Source organism: Klebsiella sp. CD33 (genome assembly GCF_051992865.1).
Classification (GTDB): Bacteria; Pseudomonadota; Gammaproteobacteria; order Enterobacterales; family Enterobacteriaceae; genus Klebsiella; species Klebsiella pneumoniae.
Genome location: NZ_CP197023.1, coordinates 3,503,730 through 3,530,394, shown reverse-complemented (window position 1 = coordinate 3,530,394; position 26,665 = coordinate 3,503,730). Strand labels below are relative to the sequence as shown.

Sequence of the window (26,665 nt, the reverse complement as noted above, 5' to 3'; positions counted from 1 at the left end):
TAAACGGCCCATTCGATTTGTTGGCGAATAAGGGCTGTGCTACGCTTTTTGGTAACGACGCGGCGGTTTGGCATCGTTATTTTTCCCCCATTTCCCTGTCGAGTCTTATACCCCTGTCACGACCGGTAAATACGGCAAAAGCTTTCTGTCCCTGGACAGGCCTTGAGGACTGAGGAGGGAAAATGCGCGGCAAAAGCGTGATGCTCCTGGCCGGGTTAGCCTCTCTCGCGCAGGCGAACGAACTTAACCTCTATTCGGTGAATACCGGTTCCTATGTTTACCATCTGACCAATAATCACGGACAATATACAGAGAATTTCGAAAATCATTTTTTCTCAGTGGAGCGGAAATTCTCTGCAGACTCCAAATACAGCCTTCTGCTTGGCACTATGAATAACAGCTTCAACGATCGCTGCCTGGCGCTGGGGGTGAGAAGAGACTGGTACCACAGCGGCAGCGGGTGGACCTTCAAAGGCGTTTACGGCTATACCGGCGAATTCTTCTTCGACGCCTTCGAGCATTGCGGCGATCATGGCTCCTATAAAGACTTTAAGGACGCCACGGGGATCGGCTTTTCACCCTATATCTACCACGCTATCCAGTATAACTTCACCGATTATTTCGCCGTTGAAAGCGGCATTATTATTCCCAGCGTGTTTGTGATCAGTATCCAGTGGAGCTTCCGCTAAATCGTCCCGTTGTCGGTTACAAGGTAATCACCTTCCTGAGCAGCGTACTGGAGAGCGCGGCAAGGGTAATGAGCACCGACAGGACAAAGGTCAGCGCTATTACCCCCAACTTGGTGGCTAGCGAATGCACAGGGATGAGCATCACCAGCAGGTGAAACACGGAATAGTGGAGGATATAAACTCCGGTCATCGCTTTACTGACCGTCGCCAGCACGGCCTCTTTCCACTCGCGGTTCTTTTTAAACTGCACGGCGTTAGCGGCGATCACCAGCAGGACGATCAGGATATAAATTTGCGATCCCGTGAGAATGAACGCATTACGATCTGCTTTAAACAGGGCGAAGAAGAAATGGCGTTCATAAAACCAGGTAAATAAATAGACAAAGGGCAGGGCGATAATCGACCCTTTAATCACCTGTGGGTTGCGTATCCACTCCGCGACCTTTGGATCGTTAAACAACTGCCCGGTTAAATAAAACAGTAGCCATGTCCACAGGCGATACTGCGGCGGCAAACTGAAAAGATGTCTGTCCGGGTAGATCACCGAGAGCAGGTCGTAACCGTAGGAGCAGCACAGCAGCGTCAGGAGCACGGCGAAAAAGAGCCCGCGCCGCTGGCTGAGCCAGGCGATCAAAGGATGAAAGGTATAGATGACAATCAGGGCGAAAATAAACCAGGGCTGGATCAGGTAGCCGCGCTGGTAAGGCTCCCAGACATAATAGACCGTCACCCAAAACAGAAAGACGATGACCACGCTTTTAATTTTACCAATTTGCCAGTTGGCATCGTGGCGCGTCTGCGCATCAAGATAACCGGCCACGACAAAAAACAGCGGCGTCGCGATGGTCGAGATAAAGGTCAGCAGCCCGAGGATCCAGTGATAGTCATAATCAAAGCGATCCCAGGTGTTATAGATGGTGAAAAAGGTCACCGCTGTCATACAGCCTAATGTCTTGATAATGCTCAGACCGGTACTGTTCATCGTTGAGGCGTCATATCCTTATGGTGAAAGCAGGCGTAAATCACCGGCAGAACCAGCAGCGTCAGCACGGTGGCAAAGGCGAGGCCGAACATGATCACCACCGCCATACTCTGGAAAAAGACATCGCGCAGCAGCGGGGCCAGACCAAGTACGGTGGTGAAGGCGGTCAGCAGGATCGGCCGCAGACGAGAGGTTGCCGCATCAATAATAGCTTGTCGTTGATCTTTCTCCTGTTTTTGTTGCTCTATCTCTTCTACCAGCACAATGCCGTTACGGATCAGCATACCGCTCAGGCTGAGCAAGCCGATTAAGGCCATAAAGCCGAAGGGGATGCCGGTAAGCAGAAAGCCGGGTGTGACCCCGATCAGCGCCAGCGGAACGGTCAGCCAGATGGCGACGGCGTTTTTCAGCGAACTGAACATCAGCACCGTTATGATAAACATCACCAGATAGCCAAGCGGCAGGGTTGTAAACAGCCCCTGCTGCGCCTCACTGGAGTTCTCGGCATCGCCGCCCCATTCGATACGGTAGCCGTGCGGCAGCGGCAGTGCGTCAATGCGCGGTTTCACCCGCGCGAGAATATCACCCGAGGTTTGGCCGCTTAGCGGGCTGGGGTCGGTCTGGACCGTCAGCACCCGGGTACGATCCCGGCGGAGGATCAACGGATCTTCCCACTCCAGGGCGAAACCATTGATGACGTTACTCAGCGGGATATATTGCTGGCGACTCTGGCTCCAGACCAGCACATTATTCAGATGGTTGGCATCCTGACGTTCTGCTTCCGGCGGCCGGACGATCACTGGCAGCAGATCGGCCCCTTCACGATATAACCCGGCGCGACTCCCGGAGAAATTCATCTCCAGCGCGTTATCAATATCCTGTTTATCCACCCCCAGCTCGCGTCCCAGCGCCGGGGAATACTGCGGGCGGATCACTTTGCTGCGGTTCTGCCAGTCATTACGCACGCTGTCGGTCGCCGGGTCCGCGGCGAGGATATCGCCTACCTGACTCGCCAGCGCGCGCAGCGTATCCGGGTCTGGGCCCTTAATGCGCACCTCAATCGCGCTATCCCCGGAGGGCCCGAACATAATGCGTTTGGTGCTGGCGTTAACCTGCGGGTAGTTTCTGGCAATCCAGTCCTCCACGTGGCGGGTGACAGGGGCGATGCCGCGTTGATCATCCATCCGCACCATAATCTGCGCGTAGTTGCTGTACTGGCGCTGCCCGCTGTAGGTGAGAATGAAACGCATACTGCCCTGGCCGATGGTGGAGACGGTGGTGACCACCCCCGGCTGACCGGCTATCGACCGCTCGATATCCCGGGTCATCTTCTCCGTGGCGTTTATATCGGTACCGTAGGGTAGCCACAGGTCGACAAAGAATATAGGCGTATTCGATGACGGAAAAAAATTCTGCCGAACAAAGGTAAAGCCCCAGATCGCTCCGGCTAACAGCGCACCCATCAGCACCAGGGTCAGGGTCTTTTGCTGCAGCAGTATTCGCAGCGCCTGCTGATAGCCACGGTAAAAGCTGCCGCGGTAAGGATCGGCCTTTTCCTCCGCGGCGGCGGCCGACGGGGCGTTTTTAAACAGCCACCACTTAATAAGCACCGGGGTGATGGTCAGAGCGGAAAACCAGCTCAGCATCAGGGAGATCAGCAGCACCTGGAACAGCGATTTGCAATACTCCCCGGTAGAGTCCTGGGAGAGGCCAATCGGCGCGAAGGCGAGGATGGCGATGATCGTCGCGCCAAGCAGCGGCAGGGCAGAGCGACGGATCACATAGTTAATCGCGCCCAGCAGCGGAGAGCCTTGCTGACGGGCGATGAGCACCCCTTCGACAATCACAATGGCATTGTCCACCAACATACTCAGGGCGATGATTAGCGCTCCGAGGGAGATCCGTTGTAGTTCGATCCCCCAGATATACATGATAAGCAGGGTGCCGAGAACGTTGAGCGCCAGCGACAGAGCAATAATAATCCCGCTGCGCACCCCCATAAATACCAGCAGCACGCCGACGACAATCGCCAGGGCCATCAGAAAATTGGTAATAAAGCCATTGACCGAGTGGGCGACCTCAGCTGCCTGATCGTAAAAAATAGCGATGTCGATGCCCGCCGGTTTGTCGGCGGCCATCTGCTGGAGGCGGGCCTCGAGAGCGTGGCCGACGTCAATAACGTTGACGCCAGGGATAAAAGAAACTCCCATGGTCACCGCCTGGCGCCCGTTGGCATGATAGATACTGGCCGGCGAGTCGGTTAGCCCGCGCGACAGCGTAGCAATATCCCGCAGTCGGGTGGTGGCGCTGGCGCCGTGAGGGCTGACCAGCAGATCTCCCAGCTCATCGATGCTCTGAAACTCACCGGTGGGGTGGAGGCGGATCGATTCGCTGCCAACGCGGATCTCCCCGGCGCTGGACACCACGTTGAGTCGGGCCAGGATTGCGGCGAGCTGGTTGAGGGTGATCCCGCGCGCCGCCATCTTCGCCAGCGAGATATCCACATTGATCTGCTGCGGAATGACGCCGCCGATAGCGACTTTACCGACCCCCGGCACCAGCACCAGCTCCCGGCGCAACTGTTCGGCATAGCGCACCAGCTCCGGGTTGGTAAAACTGTCGCCCGAGATAGCGAAGAAAAAGCCAAACACATCGCCAAAGTCATCGTTGACGAAAGGGGGGACTACGCCAGGGGGGAAAAGGCGGCTGGCGTCACCGACCCGGCGACGTAGCTCATCCCAGATTTGCGGCAGCTCGCTGGAATGGTACTGCGAAGCAATATTCACCGTAATTTGCGATAAGCCATTCGAGGAGATGGAGCTGACGTTATCCAGCGAGGGAAGCTGCTGAATCGCGTTTTCCAGCGGCAGGGTAACCTCCTCTTCCACCTGCTGAGCGGACGCGCCAGGGTAGTGGGTGACGATCACCGCCGTTTTGATGGTGAAGGCGGGATCTTCCAGGCGGCCGATATTGAGCAGGGCGAGCAGGCCACCCACCCCTAACAGCAAAATGGCTAACCAGACGCGGGTCGGGTTGTTAATAAACTGACGGGAAATATCCATTTATAATCCTCGTTCACGCGTCCAGACCCGCACCGGCTGCCCGGCATGCAGCTCGCTCACGCCCGCCGCAACCACCTGTTCACCCGCGCGGAGACCGTCGGTGATCGCCACTCCCTGCGAAGTCACCTCGCCGACGGTGACCTTACGCTCCTCAAGATATCGATGCGCGTTATCGCCTTTCACCACCCAGACTACCGGCTCGTTCTTTGGCCGGTTATCGGGGTTAAACACCGCCTCCGCTGGCACAATGAGGGTTTCCCGTCCGGCGCTGGCCGGTAAATTGCCGAGATTGACCGTCACGGTGCCGCTGACCCCGCCGACGGCGGGAAAATCATCTGGCCGCGGCATGGTTAACACGATCTGCCAGGTGAGGGTGCTATTGTCGCTGCTGCCGGTATGCTCTTTGTATTCCGCGGTAAACTCGCGGCCCGGCAGGGTATTGATCCTGACGACGGGACGGTAGGCGGTATTGCGGATATCCAGGGAGGTGAACAGATTTTCGGGAATGCTGAAGACCACATCCAGCAGGTCGGTCCGCGTCAGGGTGATCACCGGTTGGCCGGCGGCGACCACCTGATGGTTGCGGATATGCACGCCGGCGGCAATCCCGCTAAAGGGCGCGATGAGGCTCATTTGCGCCAGCTCTTCGCGAGCGATTTTTAAGGCCGCATTGGCGGCATCGCGATTGGCGCGCTGCACGTCCATCTCCGCCTGGGAAATCGCCTGGCGCCCGGCCAGAGTCTGGAAGCGGTCGAATTGACGCTGGGCGAGAGTGGCCGCCGTTTGCCGCTCATTGACCCGTTGCTGGGCCTCGCGGGCATTCAGGCGCGCCAGCGTTTGCCCCTGGGCGACGCTTGCCCCCTGACGAATATCTAGCGACTCCACCTGGCCACCCCGCTTAAACGACAGTTCGGTGGAATCGCCAGACTCAATGCGTGCCGGAAACGTTCGCTGCTGGGTATTGCCCACGGCGGTCACCTGCGCCACTTTAACCATGCGCGGGGCGGACTCGACGGTGGGTGCTTTCTGATCGCAAGCGGTTGTAAATATAATAACAACCGGGATGAGAGAAAAATAACGGTTCACAATATTCCCCTCAGATTCAGGATTTATTTTACATTTTTATTACATGGCGCCTGCTTATTCTGCGAGAGCGGCGACGACCAGATAAGTGAAGAGCCCCACCGCTGTGCAGGCGACAATGGCCAGCGCGACAAACAAACCCAGGCGTAACAGGCTATAACCCAACATAATTTCCTCCCTTTACTCCCATCCGAACCGTGAATGTCATTGAATTCGGCCCCCACTGTGACCACCGGACATTCGGAGCGGCATGCCTGCTTGTAATCAGCATAGTCGGAGAAAATATGAAGTGTTAAAAAAGAGAATGCCGCGAGCGTTGGCGGCATTGAGGGGAAAGCGCAGGAGATCCGCAGGGAATATGCGGTTTTTATAATATTTTTCAGTCTATTAATCCGCCATTTTCTAATGTTAATTTTCCTGTGCTACGTTTAATAACATCTATTCCGCTCGCCGCTTCTGTTGTTGAGATTTCGTTCCTCCCCAAGTAAGGGGCTATTCATCACTACGCATTGTATTGGTAATAAAAGGATTATCTCATGTATAAAAATATCGTTGTTCCCGTTGACGTGTTTGATGCGGGCCTGGCCGACAAAGCGCTCTCTCATGCGAAATTCCTCGCCCAACATTCTGCCGGGCAAATTCATCTTATCCATGTTATTCCGGCCTTTTCTCCTGTATTAACCCGCGGATTTATCTCTGATGCCCGAAAGATGGAAGACCATTTGCTTAATACCGCTAAGGAAAAGCTGAGCGAGCTGGTGAAGAAAAATGGGCTTGCGGAAGACGCCAGCCATCTTTATGTGCGCAGTGGCAATGTTCGCGATCAAGTGATTGCCCTGGCCGATGAGCTGAAAGCGGATGTGGTGATTGTCGGTTCGCGCAATCCGGGGATCCAGACTCATCTGCTGGGCTCGGAAGCGGCCAATATCGTGCGCTATGCCCATGTACCAGTGTTCGTTGTGCGCTGATGATGGCGGGATGTCGCCCTGACTTCCGCTTCAGAAATCGAGGGAAAGAGTATGAATACAGATAAACCGGGGGCGCCCTATTATCAGCGCTCCGTCGAGGAGACTCTCGCCAGCGTGCAGAGTTCGCCGGAAGGGATTAGCGGAACAGAGGCGGCTACGCGCCTGCAGCAGTATGGCGAAAACGCCCTGCCGCAGAAGCCGGGTAAACCCGCCTGGCTGCGTTTTATTGCGCATTTTAACGATGTGCTGATCTACGTCCTGCTGGCGGCAGCGTTGCTCAAGGCGGTGATGGGCCATTGGATCGACATGGCGGTGATCCTCGCCGTGGCGGTGGTCAATGCGCTGATCGGCTTCATTCAGGAGAGTAATGCGGAAAAATCGCTGCAGAGTATCCGCAATATGCTGTCCAGCGAGGCGGTGGCGATCCGTCAGGGCAACCATGAAACCATCCCCACCACCTCGCTGGTACCTGGCGATATCGTGGTGATCCGCGCCGGCGACCGTATTCCCGCCGATCTACGGGTGATTGAGGCGCACAACCTGCGGGTGGAAGAGGCGATCCTCACCGGCGAGTCGACGGTGGTGGAAAAAACCACCGAGCCGCTAAGCGGCGATTTACCGCTCGGCGATCGCAGCAACCTGTTGTTTTCCGGGACCACCGTTAGCTCAGGGGCGGGAAAAGGGATCGTGGTGGCCACCGGCGGCGATACCGAGCTGGGCCATATCAACCAAATGATGGCGGGCATTGAAAAACACCGTACGCCGCTGCTGGTGCAAATGGACAAGCTGGGCAAAGCCATCTTTATCCTTATTCTGGTGATGATGGCGGCGCTGTTCGTCTTTAGCCTGCTGTTCCGCGATATGCCGGTCTCCGAACTGATGCTGTCGTTGATTAGCCTCGCGGTGGCATCGGTCCCGGAAGGGTTGCCGGCGATTATCTCGATTATTCTGTCGCTCGGCGTACAGGCGATGGCCCGTCAGAAAGCGATTATCCGCAAGCTGCCGACGGTGGAAACCCTCGGCGCGATGACGGTTATCTGCTCGGATAAAACCGGGACCCTGACCATGAACGAAATGACGGTGAAGGCGGTGATCACTGCCGACAGCGTCTATCGGGTGGAAGGGGATAGCTATGAGCCGGTCGGTAAGATCCACGCCAATGACGATCCGACGCCGGTCACGATCGCGCCCGGCTCGCTGTTCGAGCGCTATCTGCGCACCATCGATCTGTGTAACGACAGCCAGCTTATCAAAGAGGAGAGCGGGCTGTGGAAAATCACCGGCGGCCCGACCGAGGGGGCGCTGAAGGTGCTGGCGGCGAAGGTCACTCTGCCGCCGCTGACCAGCGAACTGCGCAGTAAAATTCCTTTTGATTCGCAATATAAATACATGTCGACCCTCTACCGGCTGGGTGAAGAGGAGGTAGTGCTGGTCACTGGCGCGCCGGATGTCCTGTTCCGCCTGTGCCAGTATCAGCAGAGCGACAGCGGATTGCAGCCGCTGGATCTCCCGTACTGGGAAGGCAAAATTGAAGAGTACGCCCGGGAAGGGCTACGGATGGTGGCCGCAGCCTGGAAGCCGGCTGCCGCAGGCCAGACCGAACTGACCCATCAGGATCTGCAGCAAGGGGTGATTTTGCTAGGGGTCGCCGGGATGATGGATCCGCCGCGTCCGGAGGCCATCACGGCGATTGCCGACTGCCTGCAGGCCGGGATCCGCGTGAAGATGATCACCGGCGACCACCCGCAAACGGCGATGAGCATCGGCAAGATGCTGGGGATTGGCAATGCGGGAAATGCCATTACCGGACGCGAGCTGGAGGTGATGGACGACGCGCAGCTGAGCGTAGCCGCGCAGCAGTTTGATATCTTCGCCCGCACCAGCCCGGAAGATAAGTTCCGCCTGGTGCAGGCTCTGCAGAGTAAGAAAGAAATTGTCGGAATGACCGGCGATGGGGTGAACGATGCCCCGGCGTTGAAGCAGGCTGACGTCGGCGTGGCGATGGGGATCAAGGGGACCGAGGTGACCAAGGAGGCCGCCGATATGGTGCTGACCGATGATAACTTCGCCACCATCGCCAGCGCAGTCCGCGAGGGGCGCCGGGTGTATGACAACCTGAAGAAAACCATTCTCTTCGTCATGCCGACCAACCTTGCCCAGGGGTTACTGATCGTGATCGCGCTGCTGGCGGGCAACGTACTGCCGCTCACGCCGGTGTTGATCCTGTGGATGAACATGGCCACCTCCGCCACGCTGTCGTTTGGCCTGGCGTTTGAAGCCGGTGAGAAAAATATTATGCGGCGGCCGCCGCGCGATCCGAAAATTCACGTGATGGACGGCTTTGCCATCTGGCGCGTAGCGTTTGTGGGGTCAATGATTGCGGTCAGCGCCTTTATTCTCGAAGCCTGGCTGCAGCCGCGCGGCTATTCGCCGGAGTTTATTCGTACCGTGCTGTTGCAGACTCTGGTCACCGCCCAGTGGTTCTATATGCTGAACTGCCGCGTATCGGATGGATTCTCGTTAACCAAAGGTCTGCTGGCCAACAAAGGGATCTGGATCGTCAGCGGCGTACTGCTGCTGCTACAGCTGCTGATTATCTACGCGCCTTTTATGCAGATGCTGTTCGGCACCACCGGGCTGCCGTTCCGCTACTGGGTGATCACCTTTATCATCGGCTTCGCCATGTTCCTGATCGTGGAACTGGAAAAACCGCTGACCCGCAAATGGCGTTCCGCCTGACGGCGTGAAGCGCTGAACGAAAAAGAAAAGAGGGGGCATCGCCCCCTCTCTGGCTGACGACAAACCTGTTTCGTCATTGTGCTCGCATTTCTGCCGGGTGGCGGCATTCGCCTTACCCGGCCTACGAAAGACTTCAATATCAAACCGTTATGCAGTTATCTGTAGGGCCGCGCAAGCGCAGCGCCGCCGGGCAATTCCTGAAGATTGCACGTTGTCAGCAGTTTGAGAGAGGGCATCGCCCTCTCTTTTATTATGGTTCACGCTTGTTGCGCTTTACTGTTTCGGCTCGGCGACCACGGTGCTTCCCACGCCGCGGTTATTGTACTCCCACATGCGGTTGAAGCCGTTGTCGTTGAGGTTGCGCTGCAGATTGCCTTTGTCATCGGCGCTGCCGGTGTTGCCGCTGAACGGGCGGCCGGAGCCTACCGCCGCCGCCCACGGCTGGGCAATATTAAAGCCTTCATTGATAGCGCTGTCGCGGATCACCACCTGGCCGTTGCTGTTGCCATCGACGTCCAGCGCGCGGCCGAGCTGCGCGACGTTATCCCCGGAGGCGGTGAAGCGGCTGTTGGTCGCCAGGAAGCCGTAGGTCACGCTCTTCAGAGTAGCCGGCGCGAAGACGTAGGCCTCTTTCTGGGTACGGGAATTCACCACGCGGAAATCGGTGTTATCAAACACCACCGCGCCGCGGCCGGAAACGATATCCACATCGCCTTCAATGTAGCTGTTGGTCACCAAGGTGCGGGTCTGACGGTTGTCCTGCAGACGGTTTTGCACGCCGCTGTTGGTCACGAAGAAGGTGTTCTGACGGCCAAGAATATTGACCTTATTGATCTGCACCTGGTCGCCATCGCTGCGCAATGCCACCGCCTGGTGGGTACCGGCGTCAACGCTGTCGCCGAGGTTGTTGGCGATGGTCAGGTTCTGCAGCTGCAGACCATTATTCTGTGACCAGAAGACTGCGGAACACATTACGCCGACGGTCGCCGCGGATTTGCTTTGGCAACTGTCGAACATATACCACGCCGGTTTACCCGGCATATATTTACCGCCTGGATTGACCAGACGACGCCAGGTGTTGCGATCCATCTCGGAATCAATGGCTTCGCTGATTTTCACGTCGATTGGCTTATCGCCAGTACCATACAGGGTCAGGGCGCCCGGCGCCGCCGGAACGTAGACGGTTCCCGGGTACTCGCCCGGCATAATCGCGATATACAGACGACGGTTAGAGTGACGGGCAATTGCCGCATCCACCGCCGCCTGAATGGTGGTATGGGTTACGCCCTGGGTTCCCGCAGGGCCGACGATAAAGTCAGGCTGCGCCGGCAGGCTGATAGCAGACGGCGTCCAGGCGGCGGCGTTGGGAGCCAGCGACTGGAAATAGGCCGCCGGCGTGAAGTTTTTCGCTTCTTCGGCGTTGAGTATGGGACGCGCGGTAGTGCCCGGTGCAGTCTGCGTTGAGGGCTGTTGATCGGCAGGCGTCGAGCTACAGGCGGACAGCGTCACGCCGAAGGCCAGCGCCAGCGCCAGACGGGAAACGGAATATGTGTTCATGTTGCTCCGGGCAAAATTAAGCGTAGTGAAATACCCCGGCTGAGACGCCAGGGTATAAGTCCTTTAAAACCTGCTGTTTTATACTAACTTGAACGAAACGGGAAGACGTGGACGGAAAAACTTACCGTCTTTACGCAACGCGCAGCCCTGCCGGATGGTCTTTAGTCACAAAAAAATAACATTTCCCTCCGCTATTGTTGACTTTACCGGCGTTATGAAAATAAATATCTATACAACCCATGACAAGTTAAGCGCTATGACTGAAGCCACTTCCGAACTCGTTATCTGGCGAAACGGGCGTCTCGCCACTCTGAACCCCGATCACGCTCAACCTTACGGCCTGCTGGAGCGCCATGCGCTGCTGGTGCGCGACGGCCGCATCGCGGCGATTGTCGCCGAAGATGACGTCCCCAGCGGGCGCAGTATCGATCTTGAAGGCCGGTTGGTAACGCCGGGATTAATCGACTGCCACACCCATCTCGTCTTCGGCGGCAGCCGGGCCCAGGAGTGGGAGCAGCGGCTGAACGGCGTGTCGTATCAAACCATCAGCGCCAGCGGCGGCGGCATTAACTCCACCGTGCGCGCCACGCGCGACAGCAGCGAAGCTGAACTACTGGCGCTGGCCCAGCCGCGTCTGGAACGCCTGCTGCGTGAAGGGGTGACCACCCTGGAGATCAAATCCGGCTACGGCCTCGACCTGCCAAACGAACGCAAAATGCTGCGGGTCGCCCGACAACTGGCCGATCATAATGGCGTGGAACTGTCGGCGACGCTGCTCTCCGCCCACGCCACGCCGCCGGAATATCAAGGCGATGCTGACGGCTATATTACGCTGGTCTGCGAGACCATTTTGCCGACGCTGTGGCAGGAGGGACTGTTTGAAAGCGTTGACGTCTTCTGCGAAAACGTCGGCTTCAGCCCGCAGCAAACTGAGCGCGTCTTTCAGGCGGCGCAGGCGCTGGGCATTCCGGTAAAAGGCCACGTTGAGCAGCTCTCGTCGCTGGGCGGCGCGCAGCTGGTGAGCCGTTATCATGGGCTTTCCGCCGACCATATCGAGTATCTGACGGAAGAGGGCGTGGCGGCGATGCGCGAAAGCGGCACCGTGGCAGCCCTGCTCCCCGGCGCGTTCTACTTCCTTAATGAAACCCGTAAACCGCCGGTCGAGCTGCTGCGCAAGTACCAGGTGCCGATGGCGGTGGCGACCGATTTCAACCCCGGCACCAGCCCCTTCGCCAGCCTGCATCTGGCGATGAACATGGCCTGCGTCAAGTTTGGCCTGACGCCGGAGGAGGCGTGGGCCGGCGTGACGCGCCATGCCGCGCGGGCGCTGGGGCGCCAGGCCAGCCACGGCCAGCTGGCGCCGGGCTTTGTCGCTAACTTCGCCATCTGGGATGCTGAGCATCCCGTCGAGATGGTGTATGAGCCGGGGCGCAGTCCGCTCTGGCATCGCGTTGTTCAAGGAGAGTTGCAATGATGCTGTGGCAAGCTACGCCAGCCAGTCTCTGGCAGGGACGCGACGACAGCGCGGAAGCGCCCAATGCGCTGCGCCTGTTCCAGACCATCGCCCGCGCGGAACGCTTCGCGCCGCAGGAGATGCCCGGCGATATCGCGCTGCTCGGCTTCGCCTGTGACGAAGGGGTTCGGCGTAACAAGGGGCGTACCGGGGCAGCGGACGGCCCGGCGACCCTGAGCCGGGCGTTGGCCAATATGGCCAGCCATCAGGGTCATGACCGCTGCGTGGATATGGGCACCATCAGCGTCGACGGCGAGCAGTTAGAAGCCGCGCATCAGGCGCTGCGCGAGGCGGTGGCCGACTGTCAGCGGGCGGGTAAACGCACACTGGTCCTGGGCGGCGGCCACGAGACGGCCTTCGGCCACGGCGCTGGGGTACTGGACGCCTTCCCGGGCGAAAAAGTGGGCATTATTAATCTCGATGCGCATCTGGATCTGCGCTTTGCCGACTGCGCCAGCTCCGGGACGCCGTTCCGCCAGTTGGCGCTGGAGTGTGACGCGCAGCAGCGCGGTTTTCACTATACCTGCATCGGGGTTAGCCGGGCGGCGAACACCCAGGCGCTATGGGATGAAGCGGCGCGCCGCCAGGTGGCTATCGTTGAAGATCTGGAGGTGCTGACAGCCTTCGAAACTCGCGTGTTGCCGGAGCTTGAGCGCAATATCGCGCAATTCGACCGTCTGTATCTGACTATCGATCTCGACGTGCTGCCGGCGCGAGAAATGCCGGCGGTGTCGGCCCCGGCGGCGCTGGGCGTGCCGCTGGCCACGCTGCTGCGCATCGTTGAGCCGCTGTGCCGCAGCGGTAAGCTGCAGGCGGTGGATCTGGTGGAGTTTAACCCGCTGTTTGACATTGACGGTCAGGGCGCTCGCGCGGCGGCCCGTGTGGCATGGCAAATCGCCCATTGGTGGCGCTAGCGATCCGCGCTATTATTTTCGTTTCGCCGCTCCGCTTATTACGCATAAGGAAAGCCAGGCCATGTTTGCACAACAACCTCGTTCCGCGCCCGCGCCTTTCTATGAAAAGGTGAAGCAGGCGATCAGCGAAAAGATCCACAGCGGCGTCTGGCGACCGCATGACCGTATCCCGTCGGAAGCTGAGCTGGTGGCCCAGTTCGGCTTCAGCCGGATGACCATCAATCGCGCGCTGCGCGAGCTGACGGACGAAGGCCTGCTGGTCAGGTTGCAAGGGGTGGGAACCTTTGTCGCCGAGCCGAAAGGGCAGTCGGCGCTGTTCGAGGTGCGCAGTATTGCCGCAGAAATTGTCGCCCGTCACCATCAGCACCGCTGTGAGGTACTCCTGCTTGAGGAGACCCGGGCGGATCATATTCAGGCGACGGCGCTCAGCGTCCCGGAAGGCACCCGCATTTTTCACTCGCTGATGGTGCATTACGAAAACGAGGTGCCGGTGCAAATCGAAGATCGCTGCGTCAATGCCGCAGTGGTACCGGACTATCTGCATCAGGACTACACCGCCACCACGCCCCATGATTACCTGTCGCTGATCGCGCCGTTAACCGAAGGTGAACATATTGTTGAAGCGGTGCAGGCCACGGCGGAAGAGTGCGCGCTGCTGCATATTCACGCCCACGATCCGTGCCTGCTGATCCGTCGCCGCACCTGGTCGACAACCCACATCGTCTCCCACGCGCGCCTGCTGTTCCCCGGTAGCCGATATCGTCTGCAGGGGCGCTTTGGCTCCTGATCCACGCTGGCGTCAGCAAAACGTGATTGCTGACGCAATATAACAAAATTGTATCATTTCTGTTAAATCCTGGCTTGCGCATGCTTGTATAGACAAGTATATGTATCTACGTAAACAACGTTCATTGTCAGGAGAAACCCCGATGTCGCAAAGCAAATATCGCCAGCTGGACGTCCGTGCGCCAAGAGGCACGACGCTGACCGCGAAGAGCTGGCTGACCGAAGCCCCGCTGCGTATGTTAATGAATAACCTTGATCCCGATGTCGCCGAAAACCCGCACGAGCTGGTGGTCTATGGCGGTATTGGTCGCGCAGCGCGCAACTGGGAATGCTATGACGCTATCGTGAAGGCGCTGAAGAACCTGGAGAGCGATGAAACCCTGCTGGTGCAGTCCGGGAAGCCGGTGGGCGTATTCAAAACCCATGAAAACTCACCGCGCGTGCTGATCGCCAACTCCAACCTGGTCCCGCACTGGGCCACCTGGGAACACTTTAACGAGCTGGATGCCAAAGGGCTGGCGATGTACGGCCAGATGACCGCCGGCAGCTGGATCTACATCGGCAGCCAGGGCATCGTGCAGGGTACCTACGAAACCTTCGTCGAAGCCGGTCGCCAGCACTACCAGGGCAGCCTGAAAGGCCGCTGGGTATTAACCGCCGGTCTGGGCGGCATGGGCGGCGCGCAGCCGCTGGCCGCGACGCTGGCCGGCGCCTGCTCGCTGAATATCGAATGTCAGCAGAGCCGCATCGATTTCCGTCTGCGTACCCGCTACGTGGATGAGCAAGCCACCTCGCTGGATGACGCCCTGGCGCGCATCAAAAAATACACCGCCGAAGGGCGGGCCATCTCTATCGCGCTGTGCGGCAACGCCGCGGAGATCGTACCGGAGCTGGTGAAGCGCGGCGTGCGCCCGGATATGGTCACCGACCAGACCAGCGCCCACGACCCGCTGCATGGCTATCTGCCGAAAGGCTGGAGCTGGGAAGAGTATCAGCAGAAAGCCGAATCCGACCCGCAGGGCACTATTCTGGCGGCGAAACGCTCGATGGCCGATCACGTGCAGGCGATGCTGGCCTTCCATGAGATGGGGGTCCCAACCTTCGACTACGGCAACAACATCCGCCAGATGGCGCAGGAAGTGGGCGTCAGCAACGCCTTCGATTTCCCGGGCTTCGTGCCGGCCTATATCCGCCCGCTGTTCTGCCGCGGTATCGGCCCGTTCCGCTGGGTAGCGCTGTCCGGCGATCCGCAGGATATCTACAAAACCGACGCGAAAGTAAAAGAGATCATTAAAGATGATCAGCACCTGCACCACTGGCTGGATATGGCGCGCGAGCGCATCAGCTTCCAGGGGCTGCCGGCGCGTATCTGCTGGGTCGGTCTGGAGTGGCGGCAAAAGCTCGGTCTGGCGTTTAACGAAATGGTGCGCAGCGGCGAAGTCTCCGCGCCGATCGTCATTGGCCGGGATCACCTTGACTCCGGCTCCGTCGCCAGCCCGAACCGCGAAACCGAAGCGATGCGCGATGGTTCTGATGCGGTCTCCGACTGGCCGCTGCTCAACGCCCTGCTCAATACCGCCAGCGGCGCGACCTGGGTGTCGCTGCACCACGGCGGCGGGGTAGGCATGGGCTTCTCGCAACACTCCGGGATGGTTATCGTCTGCGATGGTACCGATGAAGCGGCGGCGCGTATCGCCCGCGTCCTGCGCAACGACCCGGCCACCGGCGTGATGCGTCATGCCGACGCGGGGTATGAGATTGCCATTGAATGCGCAGCAGAACAGGGTCTGAATCTTCCGATGGTGGCGGCAACGCAGGGGAACGCTAAATGAAATCTTTAACTTTGATCCCGGGTCAACTCAGCCTGTCGCAGCTCCGCGACGTTTACAGCCACCCGGTAAATATTACCCTCGACAGCGGCGCGTTTGCCGCCATTGACGAGAGCGTGGCCTGCGTCAACGCCATCCTTGCCGAAGGGCGTACCGCCTACGGCATCAACACCGGTTTTGGCCTGCTGGCGCAGACCCGTATCTCGACGGAAGATCTGGAGAACCTGCAGCGTTCGCTGGTGCTGTCCCATGCGGCGGGCGTTGGTGAGCCGCTGGACGATGATCTGGCGCGGCTGATTATGGTGCTGAAGATTAACAGCCTGTCCCGCGGTTTCTCCGGGATCCGCCTGAGCGTGATCCAGGCGCTGATTGGCCTGGTGAATGCCGGCGTGACGCCGTGGATCCCGGCCAAAGGCTCCGTCGGCGCTTCCGGCGACCTCGCGCCGCTGGCGCATATGTCGTTGACCCTGCTCGGAGAAGGTAAAGCGCGGGTACGCGGCGGCGACTGGCTGCCGGCCACCGAAGCGCTGCGTCAGGTGGGGCTGGAGCCGATTACCCTGGCGGCGAAAGAGGGGCTGGCGCTACTCAACGGCACCCAGGCCTCGACCGCTTTTGCCCTGCGCGGTCTGTTCGAAGCCGAGGATCTGTTCGCCTCCGCGGTCGTCTGCGGGGCGTTAACCACCGAAGCGGCGCTGGGCTCACGTCGTCCGTTTGATGCGCGCATCCATGAAGTGCGCGGCCAGCGCGGGCAGATTGATGCGGCGGCGTTGTATCGCCACCTGCTGACCGAAGATAGCGCGATCTCGCAGTCGCACCATAACTGCAGCAAGGTGCAGGACCCGTACTCCCTGCGCTGCCAGCCGCAGGTGATGGGCGCCTGCCTGACGCAGATCCGCCAGGCGGCTGAGGTGCTGCTGGCTGAAGCCAACGCGGTCTCCGATAACCCGCTGGTCTTTGCCGCCGAAAATGACGTCATCTCCGGCGGTAACTTCCATGCCGAACCGGTGGCGATGGCCGCGGATAATATCGCGCTGGCGATCGCCGAAATCGGCTCGCTCTCCGAGCGCCGCATCGCGCTGATGATGGACAGCCATATGTCGCAGCTGCCGCCGTTCCTCGTCAAAAATGGCGGCGTCAACTCCGGGTTTATGATTGCCCAGGTCACGGCGGCGGCCTTAGCCAGTGAAAACAAAGCGCTGTCGCACCCGCATAGCGTTGACAGCCTGCCCACCTCTGCCAACCAGGAAGACCACGTCTCGATGGCGCCGGCGGCCGGTCGCCGCCTGTGGGCGATGGCCGAGAACACCCGCGGGGTGCTGGCCGTTGAGTGGCTGGCGGCGGCGCAGGGGCTGGATATGCGCGAAGGACTGACCACCAGTCCGCTGCTGGAAGAGGCGCGTCACTTGCTGCGCGAACGCGTGCCGCACTATACGCAGGATCGCTACTTCGCCCCGGATATCGATAACGCCATTGCGCTTCTGGCGGCCCGTCACCTGACGCGTCTGCTGCCTGCCGTACTGCATTAATCACCGTTGTTCTCTGTACCCGCGTCGGGGGAAGTCATTCCCCCGACCGCCCTACACCGCATATTTGTCGTCATATAAAAAAATCAGGACACCTGTATATGCAACAACAACACAAGCCACATCTGCTGCGCGGGCTCAATGCCCGACACATTCGGTTTATTGCGCTCGGCTCCGCTATCGGCACCGGGCTGTTCTATGGCTCGGCCTCAGCCATCAAAGCGGCGGGCCCGGCGGTGCTGCTGGCCTATCTGATTGGCGGCGCGGCGGTGTTTATCGTCATGCGCGCGCTGGGCGAGATGGCGGTGCGCAACCCGGTTTCCGGCTCCTTCGGCAGCTATGCCCGCCAGTATCTCGGGCCGCTGGCCGGGTTTATTACCGGCTGGACCTACACCTTTGAAATGGTGATCGTCGCCCTGGCCGACGTCACCGCCTTCGGCATCTATATGGGATTGTGGTACCCCGATGTGCCGCGCTGGATCTGGATCCTCAGCATCATCTTCTTTATCGGCGCGATGAACCTGTGCAACGTGCGGGTATTTGGCGAGATGGAGTTCTGGCTGTCTCTGGTGAAGGTGGTGGCGATTATCGCCATGATGCTGGCGGGGGCGGGGATCATCTTCTTTGGCTTTGGCCACAGCTTCCCGGCCACCGGGCTGGAAAACCTCTGGAGCCACGGCGGCTTTGCCCCTAACGGCTGGCAGGGCGTTATCGCCTCGCTTGGCATCGTGATGTTCGCCTTCGGCGGGGTGGAGATTATCGGCGTCACCGCCGCGGAAGCGAAGGATCCTAAGAAGGTGATCCCGCAGGCCATCAATACCATTCCGCTGCGCATTATTCTGTTCTACGTCTGCACCCTGGCGGTGCTGATGGCGATCTTCCCGTGGAACAGCTTTGGCGAACAGGGGAGTCCGTTTGTGCTTATTTTCGACGGTCTGGGGATCCCGGCGGCGGCGACCATCCTTAACATCATCGTGATCAGCGCCAGCATCTCGGCGATTAACAGCGATATTTTTGGCGCCGGACGCATGATGTACGGCATGTCGAAAGAGGGGCTGGCGCCGAAAAGCTTCCAGCGCATCGCCAGCAACGGTGTGCCCTGGATGACGGTGGTGGTCATGGGCGGCGCGCTGCTGGCGGCGGTGGTATTGAACTATCTGATCCCCGAGCAGGTATTTGTGCTAATTGCTTCGCTGGCGGCATTCGCCACGGTATGGGTGTGGCTGATGATTCTGCTATCCCATTTTGCCATGCGCCGCGGTTTGTCTGCCGAAGAGCGCAGCCAGATCGCCTTTCCCATTCCGTTCTGGCCGGTTGCGCCGCTGTTGACGCTGCTGTTTATGGGGCTGGTCATCGCCGTACTAGGGATGTTTGCCGAAACGCGGATGGCGCTGATCGCCGGCCTGGTCTGGCTCGGGCTGCTGACGGTGGTGTGGTATGCGCGGGTGCGTAAAACGGCGCTGCAGGTAGCCACTGAACAGTAAGATCAATTTCCCCGGTGGCGCTGCGCTTACCGGGGCTACAAATGGCACGGACCGTAGGCCGGGCAAGGCGTCAGCCGCCGCGCGGCATAAAAGCGGCTCCGTGCCCGCGGCAATCGCCCGGCGGCGCTGCGCTTGCGTAGGTCTACGTGTATTGTAGATTCTGTTATCGGATTGCCACTTTCTCAGTCCGGCAAAAGCGTGTATCACGTGTGACTTCAGCGTTCTTTGCGCTCCCGGTTATTTTTTCTGCACTCTGTTTTTCATGGCGCAGGGAGCGCACAGGGGGCGGCCAGTCGCCGCCGCCCCCTGTACCCCCGGGCTTCGGCCAGCAACATCGCCACTGCGTGGTGCCTTCGACTTATCCCTGCAGGCTTCGGGTCGGGCCGAGGCAGCGTCCTTGCAAAACACGGCCCTCAGCCCGCATCCATGCGGGCTGCCCCGGCCTTCCGGGAACGTCTCAGCGATGTTGAGGCCGCAACACCGGCAGTTTCAGCAGGACTGGTGGGTAACTTCACGGCAGGTCGCACGCACCGTAGGCCGGGCAAGGCGTTAGCCGCCGCCCGGCATAAAAGCGGCTCCGTGCCCGCGGCAATCGCCCGGCGGCGCTGCGCTTGCGTGGGCCTGGGGGTAGTGTAGGTCGGGTAAGCGCAGCGCCACCCGAAAAACAAATGGCGCCGCGGGTACCCCGGATAAGGCGCAAGCCGCTATCCGGGGGGAAGATTAACTGAACAGGGCGGTGATGGAGGCGCTGGCGAGGGAATGGAAATGGACGTTAAAGCCGACCATCGCGCCGCTGGCCTCAGCATCCACCTCAATTTTCTCGACGTCCAGGGCGTGGACGGTGAAGATATAGCGGTGGGTTTCGCCCTTCGGCGGCGCCGCGCCGCCGTAGCCTGCCTTACCAAAATCGGTGCGGGTCTGAACGGCCTCTTCCGGCAGCTCCGCCTGACCGGAACCGGCCCCTTGCGGCAGGACGCGGGTATCGGCCGGCAGGTTTGCGACCACCCAGTGCCACCAGCCGGAGCCGGTCGGCGCATCCGGATCGTAGCAGGTCACCACAAAGCTTTTGGTTCCCGCGGGCACATCATCCCACATCAGATGCGGCGAAATATTGTCGCCATCGTAGCCCATGCCGTTGAAGACGTGACGATTAGGCAGCTTACCGCCGTCCTGGAGATCGTGACTGATCAGTTTCATGCTTCATCCTCATTGATAATGCGCTGATTAACAAAGAAGTGTAGCCTTCCCGACGACGCAATTCCGCTATTTATTCGCTAAAAAATGTTTCGTCCTGCACTGCCTGGTTGACCGCACGGGTCAGGCGGGTCAGCTGCTCGGGCGTGATGATGTACGGCGGCATCAGATAAATCAGCCGGCCAAACGGACGGATCCAGACTCCCTGCTCGACGAAAAAGCGCTGCAGGGTGGCCATGTTGACCGGGCGACGGGTTTCAACCACGCCAATAGCGCCCAGCACGCGGACGTCCGCGACCAGCGCAGATCCCCGCGCCGGGGCCAGCTCGGCCTGCAGCTGGGCTTCAATCGCCGCCACCTGCGGCTGCCATTCGCCGCTCTCCAGCAGGCGCAGGCTTTCGCTGGCCACCGCGCAGGCCAGCGGATTGCCCATAAAGGTGGGGCCGTGCATAAAGCAACCGGCTTCGCCATTGCTAATGGTTTCAGCAACCGTTCGGGTAGTGATGGCGGCGGAAAGGGTCATGGTGCCGCCGGTCAGCGCTTTGCCCAGACACAGAATGTCGGCGGTAATCCCGGCGTGTTCACAAGCGAACAGCTTGCCGGTGCGGCCAAAGCCGGTGGCAATCTCATCGGCGATCAGCAGTATCCCTTCCCGGTCGCACATTTTACGCACCCGCTTCAGCCACTCCGGATGGTACATCCGCATGCCGCCCGCCCCCTGGACGATAGGTTCGAGGATCACCGCGGCGATTTCGTGACGATGCGCGGCCATCAGGCGGGCAAACGGTACCATATCTATCTCGTCCCACTCGCCGTCAAAGCGGCTTTGCGGCGCGGGGGCGAACAGGTTATCCGGCAGGTAGCCCTGCCACAGGCTGTGCATCGAGTTCTGCGGATCGCAGACCGACATCGCTCCGAAGGTATCCCCGTGATAGCCGTTGCGGAAGGTCAGAAAACGACGACGTGGTTCGCCTTTAGCCTGCCAGTACTGCAGCGCCATTTTCATCGCCACCTCTACCGCCACTGAACCGGAGTCGGCGAGGAAAACGCACTCCAGCGAGGCCGGGGTCATCGCCACCAGCTGACGGCATAGCGCTACTGCCGGCGGATGGGTGATCCCGCCGAACATCACGTGCGACATTTGGTCAATTTGTCCCTTCAGCGCCGCATTGAGGCGTGGGTGATTGTAGCCGTGGATCGCCGCCCACCAGGAAGACATACCGTCAACCAACTGTTCGCCGCCGGCGAGGGACAGCTCGCAACCGTGGGCGGATACCACCGGGTAGACCGGCAGGGGGGAAGTCATAGAGGTGTAGGGGTGCCAGATGTGGCGCCGATCGAAAGTGAGATCGTCCAGTGTCATAAGCGACTTGTAAACCATTTTGAAAACATTTAGGTTTACAAGTCTACACTGAACTTACTTACAATGAAACGTACACAAAATATTTCGCGCAGCATCGAGGCGGCAAGCGAGAACATCCCCAGGAGCATAGTTCACTATGTGACTGGGAGGCGCGAGTGCCGCCAACAAAGAGGCTGTGTGAAATAGGAAGTGTACGACCTTTTGGAGAGGAAAATGGCTCACCAACCTCGCTGGACAATGTCGCAAGTAACGGAATTATTTAATAAACCGCTGATCGATCTGCTATTCGAAGCACAGCAAATCCATCGTCAACACTTTGATCCGCGCCAGGTGCAGGTCAGCACCCTGCTGTCGATCAAAACCGGCGCCTGCCCGGAAGATTGTAAATATTGCCCGCAGAGCGCACGCTACAAAACCGGCCTCGAAGCCGAGCGCCTGATGGAGGTTGAGCAGGTGCTGGAATCAGCGCGCCAGGCGAAAAACGCCGGCTCCACCCGCTTCTGTATGGGCGCGGCGTGGAAAAACCCCAATGACCGCGATATGCCTTATCTGGAGCAGATGGTAAAAGGGGTGAAGGCGCTGGGGCTGGAGTCCTGTATGACGCTCGGCACCCTGACCGACAGTCAGGCGCAGCGCCTGGCCGAAGCGGGCCTCGATTACTACAACCACAACCTTGATACCTCGCCGGAATTTTACGGCAACATCATCACCACCCGCACCTACCAGGAGCGCCTGGATACGCTGGACAAAGTGCGTGATGCTGGGATCAAAGTCTGCTCCGGCGGTATCGTCGGGCTGGGAGAGAGCGTAAAAGATCGCGCCGGACTGCTGCTGCAACTGGCTAATCTGCCGACGCCGCCGGAGAGCGTACCGATCAACATGTTGGTGAAGGTCAAGGGCACGCCGCTGGCGGATAACGACGACGTCGACGCTTTCGATTTCATCCGCACTATCGCCATCGCGCGCATCATGATGCCCACCTCCTACGTGCGTCTCTCCGCCGGCCGCGAGCAGATGAACGAGCAGACCCAGGCGATGTGCTTTATGGCCGGGGCGAACTCGATTTTCTACGGCTGCAAGCTGCTGACCACGCCGAACCCGGAAGAGGACAAAGACCTGCAGCTGTTCCGCAAGCTGGGGATCAACCCGCAGCAGACGGCGGTGCTGGAAGGCGACAATGAGCAGCAGCAGCGTCTGGAGCAGGCCTTACTTACCCCGGACACTGAGGAATATTACAACGCGGCGGCGCTATGAGCTGGCAGCAGCGAATCGATCGGGCGCTGGACGAGCGGCGGGCGGCGGAAGCTTTTCGCCGCCGCCTGCCGGTGACGCACGGCGCCGGGCGCTGGCTGGAGCGGGAAGGGGAGCGCTGGCTTAACTTCTCCAGCAATGACTATCTGGGCCTGAGTCAGCATCCGGCGATTATCGCCGCCTGGCAACAGGGGGCCACGCGCTATGGCGTCGGCGCCGGCGGCTCGGGCCACGTGAGCGGCTATAGCGAAGCCCACCGCGCGCTGGAAGAGGCGCTCGCCGACTGGCTGGGCTATCCGCGCGCATTGCTGTTTATCTCCGGCTTTGCCGCGAATCAGGCGCTGATCGCTGCCCTGGTGGAGAAAGACGATCGGATTGTCGCCGACCGTCTGAGCCACGCCTCTCTGCTGGAGGCGGCGAGCCTCAGCCCGGCGCAGCTGCGGCGCTTTACCCACAACGATCCGCAGCAGCTCGCGCAACTGCTGGCTAAGCCGCTGGCGGGCGAACAGTTGGCGGTCACTGAAGGCATTTTCAGCATGGACGGCGACAGCGCGCCGCTGGCGGCCATTCACGCCGCGACGCAGGCCGCAGGGGCAGTGTTGCTGGTGGATGACGCCCACGGTGTTGGCGTGGTCGGCGACGAAGGACGCGGGAGCTGCGCCGCGCAGGCGGTGCGCCCTGAGCTGCTGGTGGTTACCTTCGGCAAGGCCTTCGGCGTCAGCGGCGCGGCGGTGCTGTGCGACGAAGCAATGGCCGATTATCTGCTGCAGTTTGCCCGTCATCTGATCTACAGCACCGCGATGCCGCCCGCCCAGGCGGTGGCGCTGAGCGCTGCCCTGGGGATCATTCGCAGCGATGAAGGGCAGCAGCGTCGCGACATCCTGGCCGCCCGCATCCGTCAGTTCCGTGAGGGGATGGGCGAGGTGTCGCTGGGGTTGACCGACTCCGTCAGCGCGATCCAGCCGCTGATCGTCGGCGACAACGCCCGGGCGCTGAACCTGGCCTGCCGTCTACGCGACGCGGGCTGCTGGGCAACGGCGATCCGTCCACCGACGGTGCCGGTCGGCAGCGCGCGTTTGCGCCTGACCCTGACAGCCGCCCATCATATTGAAGACATTAACCGTTTACTGGAGGTGCTGCATGGCCACAGTGAATAAGCAGGCGGTGGCCGCGGCGTTTGGCCGGGCGGCCAGCGGCTATACGCAACATGATGAACTGCAGCGGCGCTGCGCCGATCTACTGCTGCGCCAGCTGGCGCGCCGCGATTTTGCGCAGGTGCTGGATGCCGGCTGCGGCCCCGGCAGTATGAGTCGCTATTGGCGTGAGGCGGGCAGCGTGGTGACCGCGCTGGATCTCTCCGCCGGGATGCTCGCCCAGGCGCAGCGTAACGACGCCGCGCAGCATTATCTGTTGGGGGATATTGAGGCGCTGCCGCTGCCGGACGCCTGCGTCGATCTGGCGTGGAGCAATCTGGCGGTGCAGTGGTGCGACGATCTACGGGCGGCAATTGGCGAGCTGTACCGGGTGGCGCGTCCCGGCGGCAGAGTGGCGTTTAGCACGCTTCTCGCCGACTCGCTGCCGGAGCTCAATCAGGCGTGGCAGGCCATCGACGACCGGCCGCATGCCAACCGTTTCCTTAGCGAAGCGGCGGTGCGCGCGGCGCTTAGCGGCCTGCGCGCGACCGGCGAGGTTCATCAGATTAGCCTGCCGTTCGCCGATGCGCTGAGCGCTATGCGCTCGCTGAAGGGCATCGGCGCCACCCATTTGCACCAGGGGCGGACCGCCGCCCCGCTTGGCCGCGGCAAACTGCGCGAGCTGCAGCTGGCCTGGCCGCAGCGGCAGGGCATCTGCCCGCTGACGTATTCTCTTTTTACAGGAGTCATTGAGCGTGACTAAACGTTTTTTTGTCACCGGGACCGATACTGAAGTCGGTAAAACCATCGCCAGCAGCGCCCTGCTGCAGGCGGCTAATCTGCTGGGTTTTCACACTGCCGGCTATAAGCCGGTGGCCTCCGGTAGCGAGCTTACCGGCGATGGGCTGCGTAATGAAGATGCGCTGGCGCTGCAGCGTCATAGTCGGGTCGCGTTGCGTTACGACCAGGTGAACCCCTATACCTTCGCCGAGCCGACCTCCCCGCACATCATCAGCGCCGACGAAGGGCGGCCGATCGCCGCGGCCAGGCTCTCCAGCGGGCTGCGTGAGCTGGAAGGTCTCGCCGACTGGGTGTTGGTGGAAGGCGCCGGCGGCTGGTTTACGCCGCTCTCGGATTCCCTGACCTTCGCCGACTGGGCGCAGGCGGAACAGCTGCCGGTCATTCTGGTGGTGGGCGTTAAGCTCGGCTGTATCAACCACGCAATGCTTACCGCTCAGGCGGTACGCCAGGCGGGACTACCGCTGGCGGGGTGGATCGCCAATGACGTACAGCCGCCGGGCAAGCGCCACGCCGAATATCTGGCGACGCTGAAAAACCGACTGGCCGCGCCGTTCCTCGGCGAAATACCGTGGCTTGCCGACATCGCGCAGCGCGACGATCTCGGCCAGTATCTGGACCTCAGGGCGCTGGATCCGGCGTTATCCACTGCGCCAGCAGCGGCTCATCCAGCGCCATAATATCGCCTTCGGCGACGTTACGGCCCCGGTGCAAGACACAGAAGCGATCCGCCACCCGGCGGATAAAGGGCAGGTGCTGCTCGGCGAGCAGCACCGTCAGGCCGATATCGCGATTTAACCGCAACAGCAGATCCGCCAGCTTTTGCAGGCAGCGCGGCCCTCTGCCGCGCGAGGGTTCATCAAGGATCAGCAGCCGCGGCTGGACGATCAGCGCCCTGGCCAGCGCCAGCTGGTACTGATCGTCGTCGCTCAGCGAGGCGCCTTTGCGCTGCCGTAGGGCATAGAGCTCGGGAAAATGCTCATAAATCTCGCCGCCGCTGGCGTTAGCCCCGGGTTTCCCGGCCGCCAGGGCGATGTGCAGGTTCTCTTCCACGCTGAGTTGGGAAAAAATGCGTTTATCTTGTGGCACGTAGCCGATACCAATGGCGCTGCGCGATTGAGCGGACAGGGGGGTGAGATCCTGCGGCGGGGCGCCAATGTCATGCCAGGTCATCCGGCCGCTGGCCACCGGCAGGTGGCCAGCAATGCAGTTAACCAGGGTGGTTTTTCCCATGCCCTCGCGTCCCAGTACGCCAATGCACTCTCCCGGGCGTAGTACTAGATCGACATTCCACAGCGAATGCTGGTTGCCGTAAAAGTGATTTACTGCCTGTAAATTCAACATGGACGTTTTCTCCTTATCCTGGCGTCAGGGCGACAGAAAGATGCTGCAAAACTCTTGCCAGGAAAAAGAACGCTCGGAAAAAAGCGCTAAACGCCGATACCATCGGGCCTCGTCAGCGCCGGGGCTGCACTTTTCCGGTGCCAGACGCTAAAGGGTGGTGCAAAAAGCAGCAAAAATCGAGCGGCTTTAAGCGGATAGTTATCAAAAATAGTTCGATAAAAATTTTTCGCCACGCGGTTGACGGCAAAAGGCGACAGGCGCCGGGCGGCGGTGGTCTTGGGCTGCGGACAGTTATCCACTATTCCTGTGGATAACCTTGTGTATTAGAGTTAGAAAACCTGCGGTAAGCTAGAGCGTACGCGGCTTGCGGCTGAATTGGCGCGAAAGGCGTCTTTTCTTGAAAGATCTTAAATATCAGCTTGTTAGATAAAATCAATGGGTGTAAGAAAAGCG

General features: G+C 60.1%; 21 protein-coding genes. 13 read left to right on the top strand and 8 right to left on the bottom strand.

Annotated elements, in window-relative coordinates; genetic code table 11:
- Positions 1-182: 182 nt before the first annotated feature.
- Complete coding sequence (locus ACR809_RS17425; protein WP_002895283.1) at positions 183-689, top strand: hypothetical protein; 507 nt, start codon at positions 183-185, stop codon at positions 687-689.
- Positions 690-705: 16 nt separating this feature from the next.
- On the opposite strand, the gene ACR809_RS17420 is transcribed toward ACR809_RS17425, so the two are convergent.
- The 3 genes from ACR809_RS17420 to ACR809_RS17410 are packed head-to-tail and all read right to left on the bottom strand — an operon-like array spanning position 706 to position 5,819.
- On the bottom strand, positions 706-1,629 hold the full coding sequence (locus tag ACR809_RS17420) for an acyltransferase (RefSeq protein ID WP_162992584.1): 924 nt from the start codon (positions 1,627-1,629) through the stop codon (positions 706-708).
- Between the two features lie 38 nt (positions 1,630-1,667).
- A complete protein-coding gene (locus ACR809_RS17415; protein WP_004223724.1) occupies positions 1,668-4,733 on the bottom strand; it encodes an efflux RND transporter permease subunit in 3,066 nt (1,021 codons plus the stop codon).
- Positions 4,734-5,819, bottom strand: a complete 1,086-nt coding sequence (locus ACR809_RS17410) for an efflux RND transporter periplasmic adaptor subunit (protein ID WP_004147662.1) — start codon at positions 5,817-5,819, stop codon at positions 4,734-4,736.
- A gap of 533 nt (positions 5,820-6,352) precedes the next feature.
- On the opposite strand from ACR809_RS17410, the gene ACR809_RS17405 reads away from it, so the two are divergent.
- Positions 6,353-6,784 (top strand): universal stress protein, encoded by a 432-nt coding sequence (locus ACR809_RS17405; RefSeq protein WP_004183465.1) that lies wholly within the window; start codon positions 6,353-6,355, stop codon positions 6,782-6,784.
- A gap of 51 nt (positions 6,785-6,835) precedes the next feature.
- Positions 6,836-9,523 carry a cation-transporting P-type ATPase gene (locus ACR809_RS17400; protein ID WP_122051458.1) on the top strand — a complete coding sequence of 896 codons (2,688 nt, stop codon included), beginning with the start codon at positions 6,836-6,838 and terminating at the stop codon, positions 9,521-9,523.
- 273 nt (positions 9,524-9,796) lie between these two features.
- Here ACR809_RS17400 and ACR809_RS17395 read toward each other — a convergent pair whose 3' ends face one another.
- Positions 9,797-11,080 (bottom strand): putative acyl-CoA thioester hydrolase, encoded by a 1,284-nt coding sequence (locus tag ACR809_RS17395; RefSeq protein WP_004142122.1) that lies wholly within the window; start codon positions 11,078-11,080, stop codon positions 9,797-9,799.
- A gap of 154 nt (positions 11,081-11,234) precedes the next feature.
- On the opposite strand from ACR809_RS17395, the gene hutI reads away from it, so the two are divergent.
- From hutI to ACR809_RS17365, 6 genes are all read left to right on the top strand, one after another.
- A complete protein-coding gene (gene hutI / locus ACR809_RS17390; RefSeq protein ID WP_162992554.1) occupies positions 11,235-12,554 on the top strand; it encodes an imidazolonepropionase in 1,320 nt (439 codons plus the stop codon).
- Positions 12,551-13,507 (top strand): formimidoylglutamase, encoded by a 957-nt coding sequence (hutG, locus tag ACR809_RS17385; protein WP_122051457.1) that lies wholly within the window; start codon positions 12,551-12,553, stop codon positions 13,505-13,507. The genes hutI and hutG overlap by 4 nt, the downstream gene beginning before the upstream one ends.
- A gap of 61 nt (positions 13,508-13,568) precedes the next feature.
- The gene (locus ACR809_RS17380) at positions 13,569-14,294 is read left to right on the top strand and encodes a histidine utilization repressor (protein WP_002895358.1); all 726 of its coding nucleotides are present in this window, start codon (positions 13,569-13,571) and stop codon (positions 14,292-14,294) included.
- A gap of 142 nt (positions 14,295-14,436) precedes the next feature.
- A complete protein-coding gene (gene hutU, locus ACR809_RS17375) occupies positions 14,437-16,125 on the top strand; it encodes a urocanate hydratase (RefSeq protein WP_012068474.1) in 1,689 nt (562 codons plus the stop codon).
- Positions 16,122-17,648, top strand: coding sequence for a histidine ammonia-lyase (gene hutH, locus ACR809_RS17370; RefSeq protein ID WP_020804491.1), 1,527 nt, complete (start codon positions 16,122-16,124; stop codon positions 17,646-17,648). The genes hutU and hutH overlap by 4 nt, the downstream gene beginning before the upstream one ends.
- A gap of 98 nt (positions 17,649-17,746) precedes the next feature.
- The gene (locus ACR809_RS17365) at positions 17,747-19,129 is read left to right on the top strand and encodes an amino acid permease (RefSeq protein WP_004147672.1); all 1,383 of its coding nucleotides are present in this window, start codon (positions 17,747-17,749) and stop codon (positions 19,127-19,129) included.
- A 720-nt stretch (positions 19,130-19,849) separates the two neighbouring features.
- Here the strand turns inward: ACR809_RS17365 and ACR809_RS17360 are convergent.
- Together ACR809_RS17360 and bioA are read right to left on the bottom strand one after the other, a co-directional pair.
- Positions 19,850-20,326, bottom strand: coding sequence for a kinase inhibitor (locus ACR809_RS17360; RefSeq protein ID WP_002895575.1), 477 nt, complete (start codon positions 20,324-20,326; stop codon positions 19,850-19,852).
- Between the two features lie 70 nt (positions 20,327-20,396).
- A complete protein-coding gene (gene bioA, locus ACR809_RS17355) occupies positions 20,397-21,686 on the bottom strand; it encodes an adenosylmethionine--8-amino-7-oxononanoate transaminase (RefSeq protein ID WP_040251260.1) in 1,290 nt (429 codons plus the stop codon).
- Between the two features lie 213 nt (positions 21,687-21,899).
- Between bioA and bioB the strand changes: the two genes are divergently transcribed.
- The 4 genes from bioB to bioD are packed head-to-tail and all read left to right on the top strand — an operon-like array spanning position 21,900 to position 25,548.
- Positions 21,900-22,940: a biotin synthase BioB gene (bioB, locus tag ACR809_RS17350; protein WP_002895580.1), complete on the top strand. Its 1,041-nt coding sequence runs from the start codon at positions 21,900-21,902 to the stop codon at positions 22,938-22,940.
- Complete coding sequence (bioF, locus tag ACR809_RS17345) at positions 22,937-24,094, top strand: 8-amino-7-oxononanoate synthase (RefSeq protein ID WP_087637908.1); 1,158 nt, start codon at positions 22,937-22,939, stop codon at positions 24,092-24,094. The genes bioB and bioF overlap by 4 nt, the downstream gene beginning before the upstream one ends.
- Entirely contained in the window at positions 24,078-24,833 is a 756-nt protein-coding gene (gene bioC / locus ACR809_RS17340; protein WP_004142100.1) for a malonyl-ACP O-methyltransferase BioC, read from the top strand. Before bioF ends, bioC begins: the two co-directional genes overlap by 17 nt.
- The gene (gene bioD, locus ACR809_RS17335) at positions 24,826-25,548 is read left to right on the top strand and encodes a dethiobiotin synthase (protein WP_002895648.1); all 723 of its coding nucleotides are present in this window, start codon (positions 24,826-24,828) and stop codon (positions 25,546-25,548) included. Before bioC ends, bioD begins: the two co-directional genes overlap by 8 nt.
- On the opposite strand, the gene ACR809_RS17330 is transcribed toward bioD, so the two are convergent.
- Both ACR809_RS17330 and ACR809_RS17325 read right to left on the bottom strand, forming a co-directional pair.
- On the bottom strand, positions 25,490-26,212 hold the full coding sequence (locus ACR809_RS17330) for an ABC transporter ATP-binding protein (protein ID WP_004152853.1): 723 nt from the start codon (positions 26,210-26,212) through the stop codon (positions 25,490-25,492). The genes bioD and ACR809_RS17330 overlap by 59 nt on opposite strands.
- Before the next feature lie 86 nt (positions 26,213-26,298).
- Complete coding sequence (locus tag ACR809_RS17325) at positions 26,299-26,511, bottom strand: hypothetical protein (RefSeq protein ID WP_016831283.1); 213 nt, start codon at positions 26,509-26,511, stop codon at positions 26,299-26,301.
- Between the last annotated feature and the right edge of the window lie 154 nt (positions 26,512-26,665).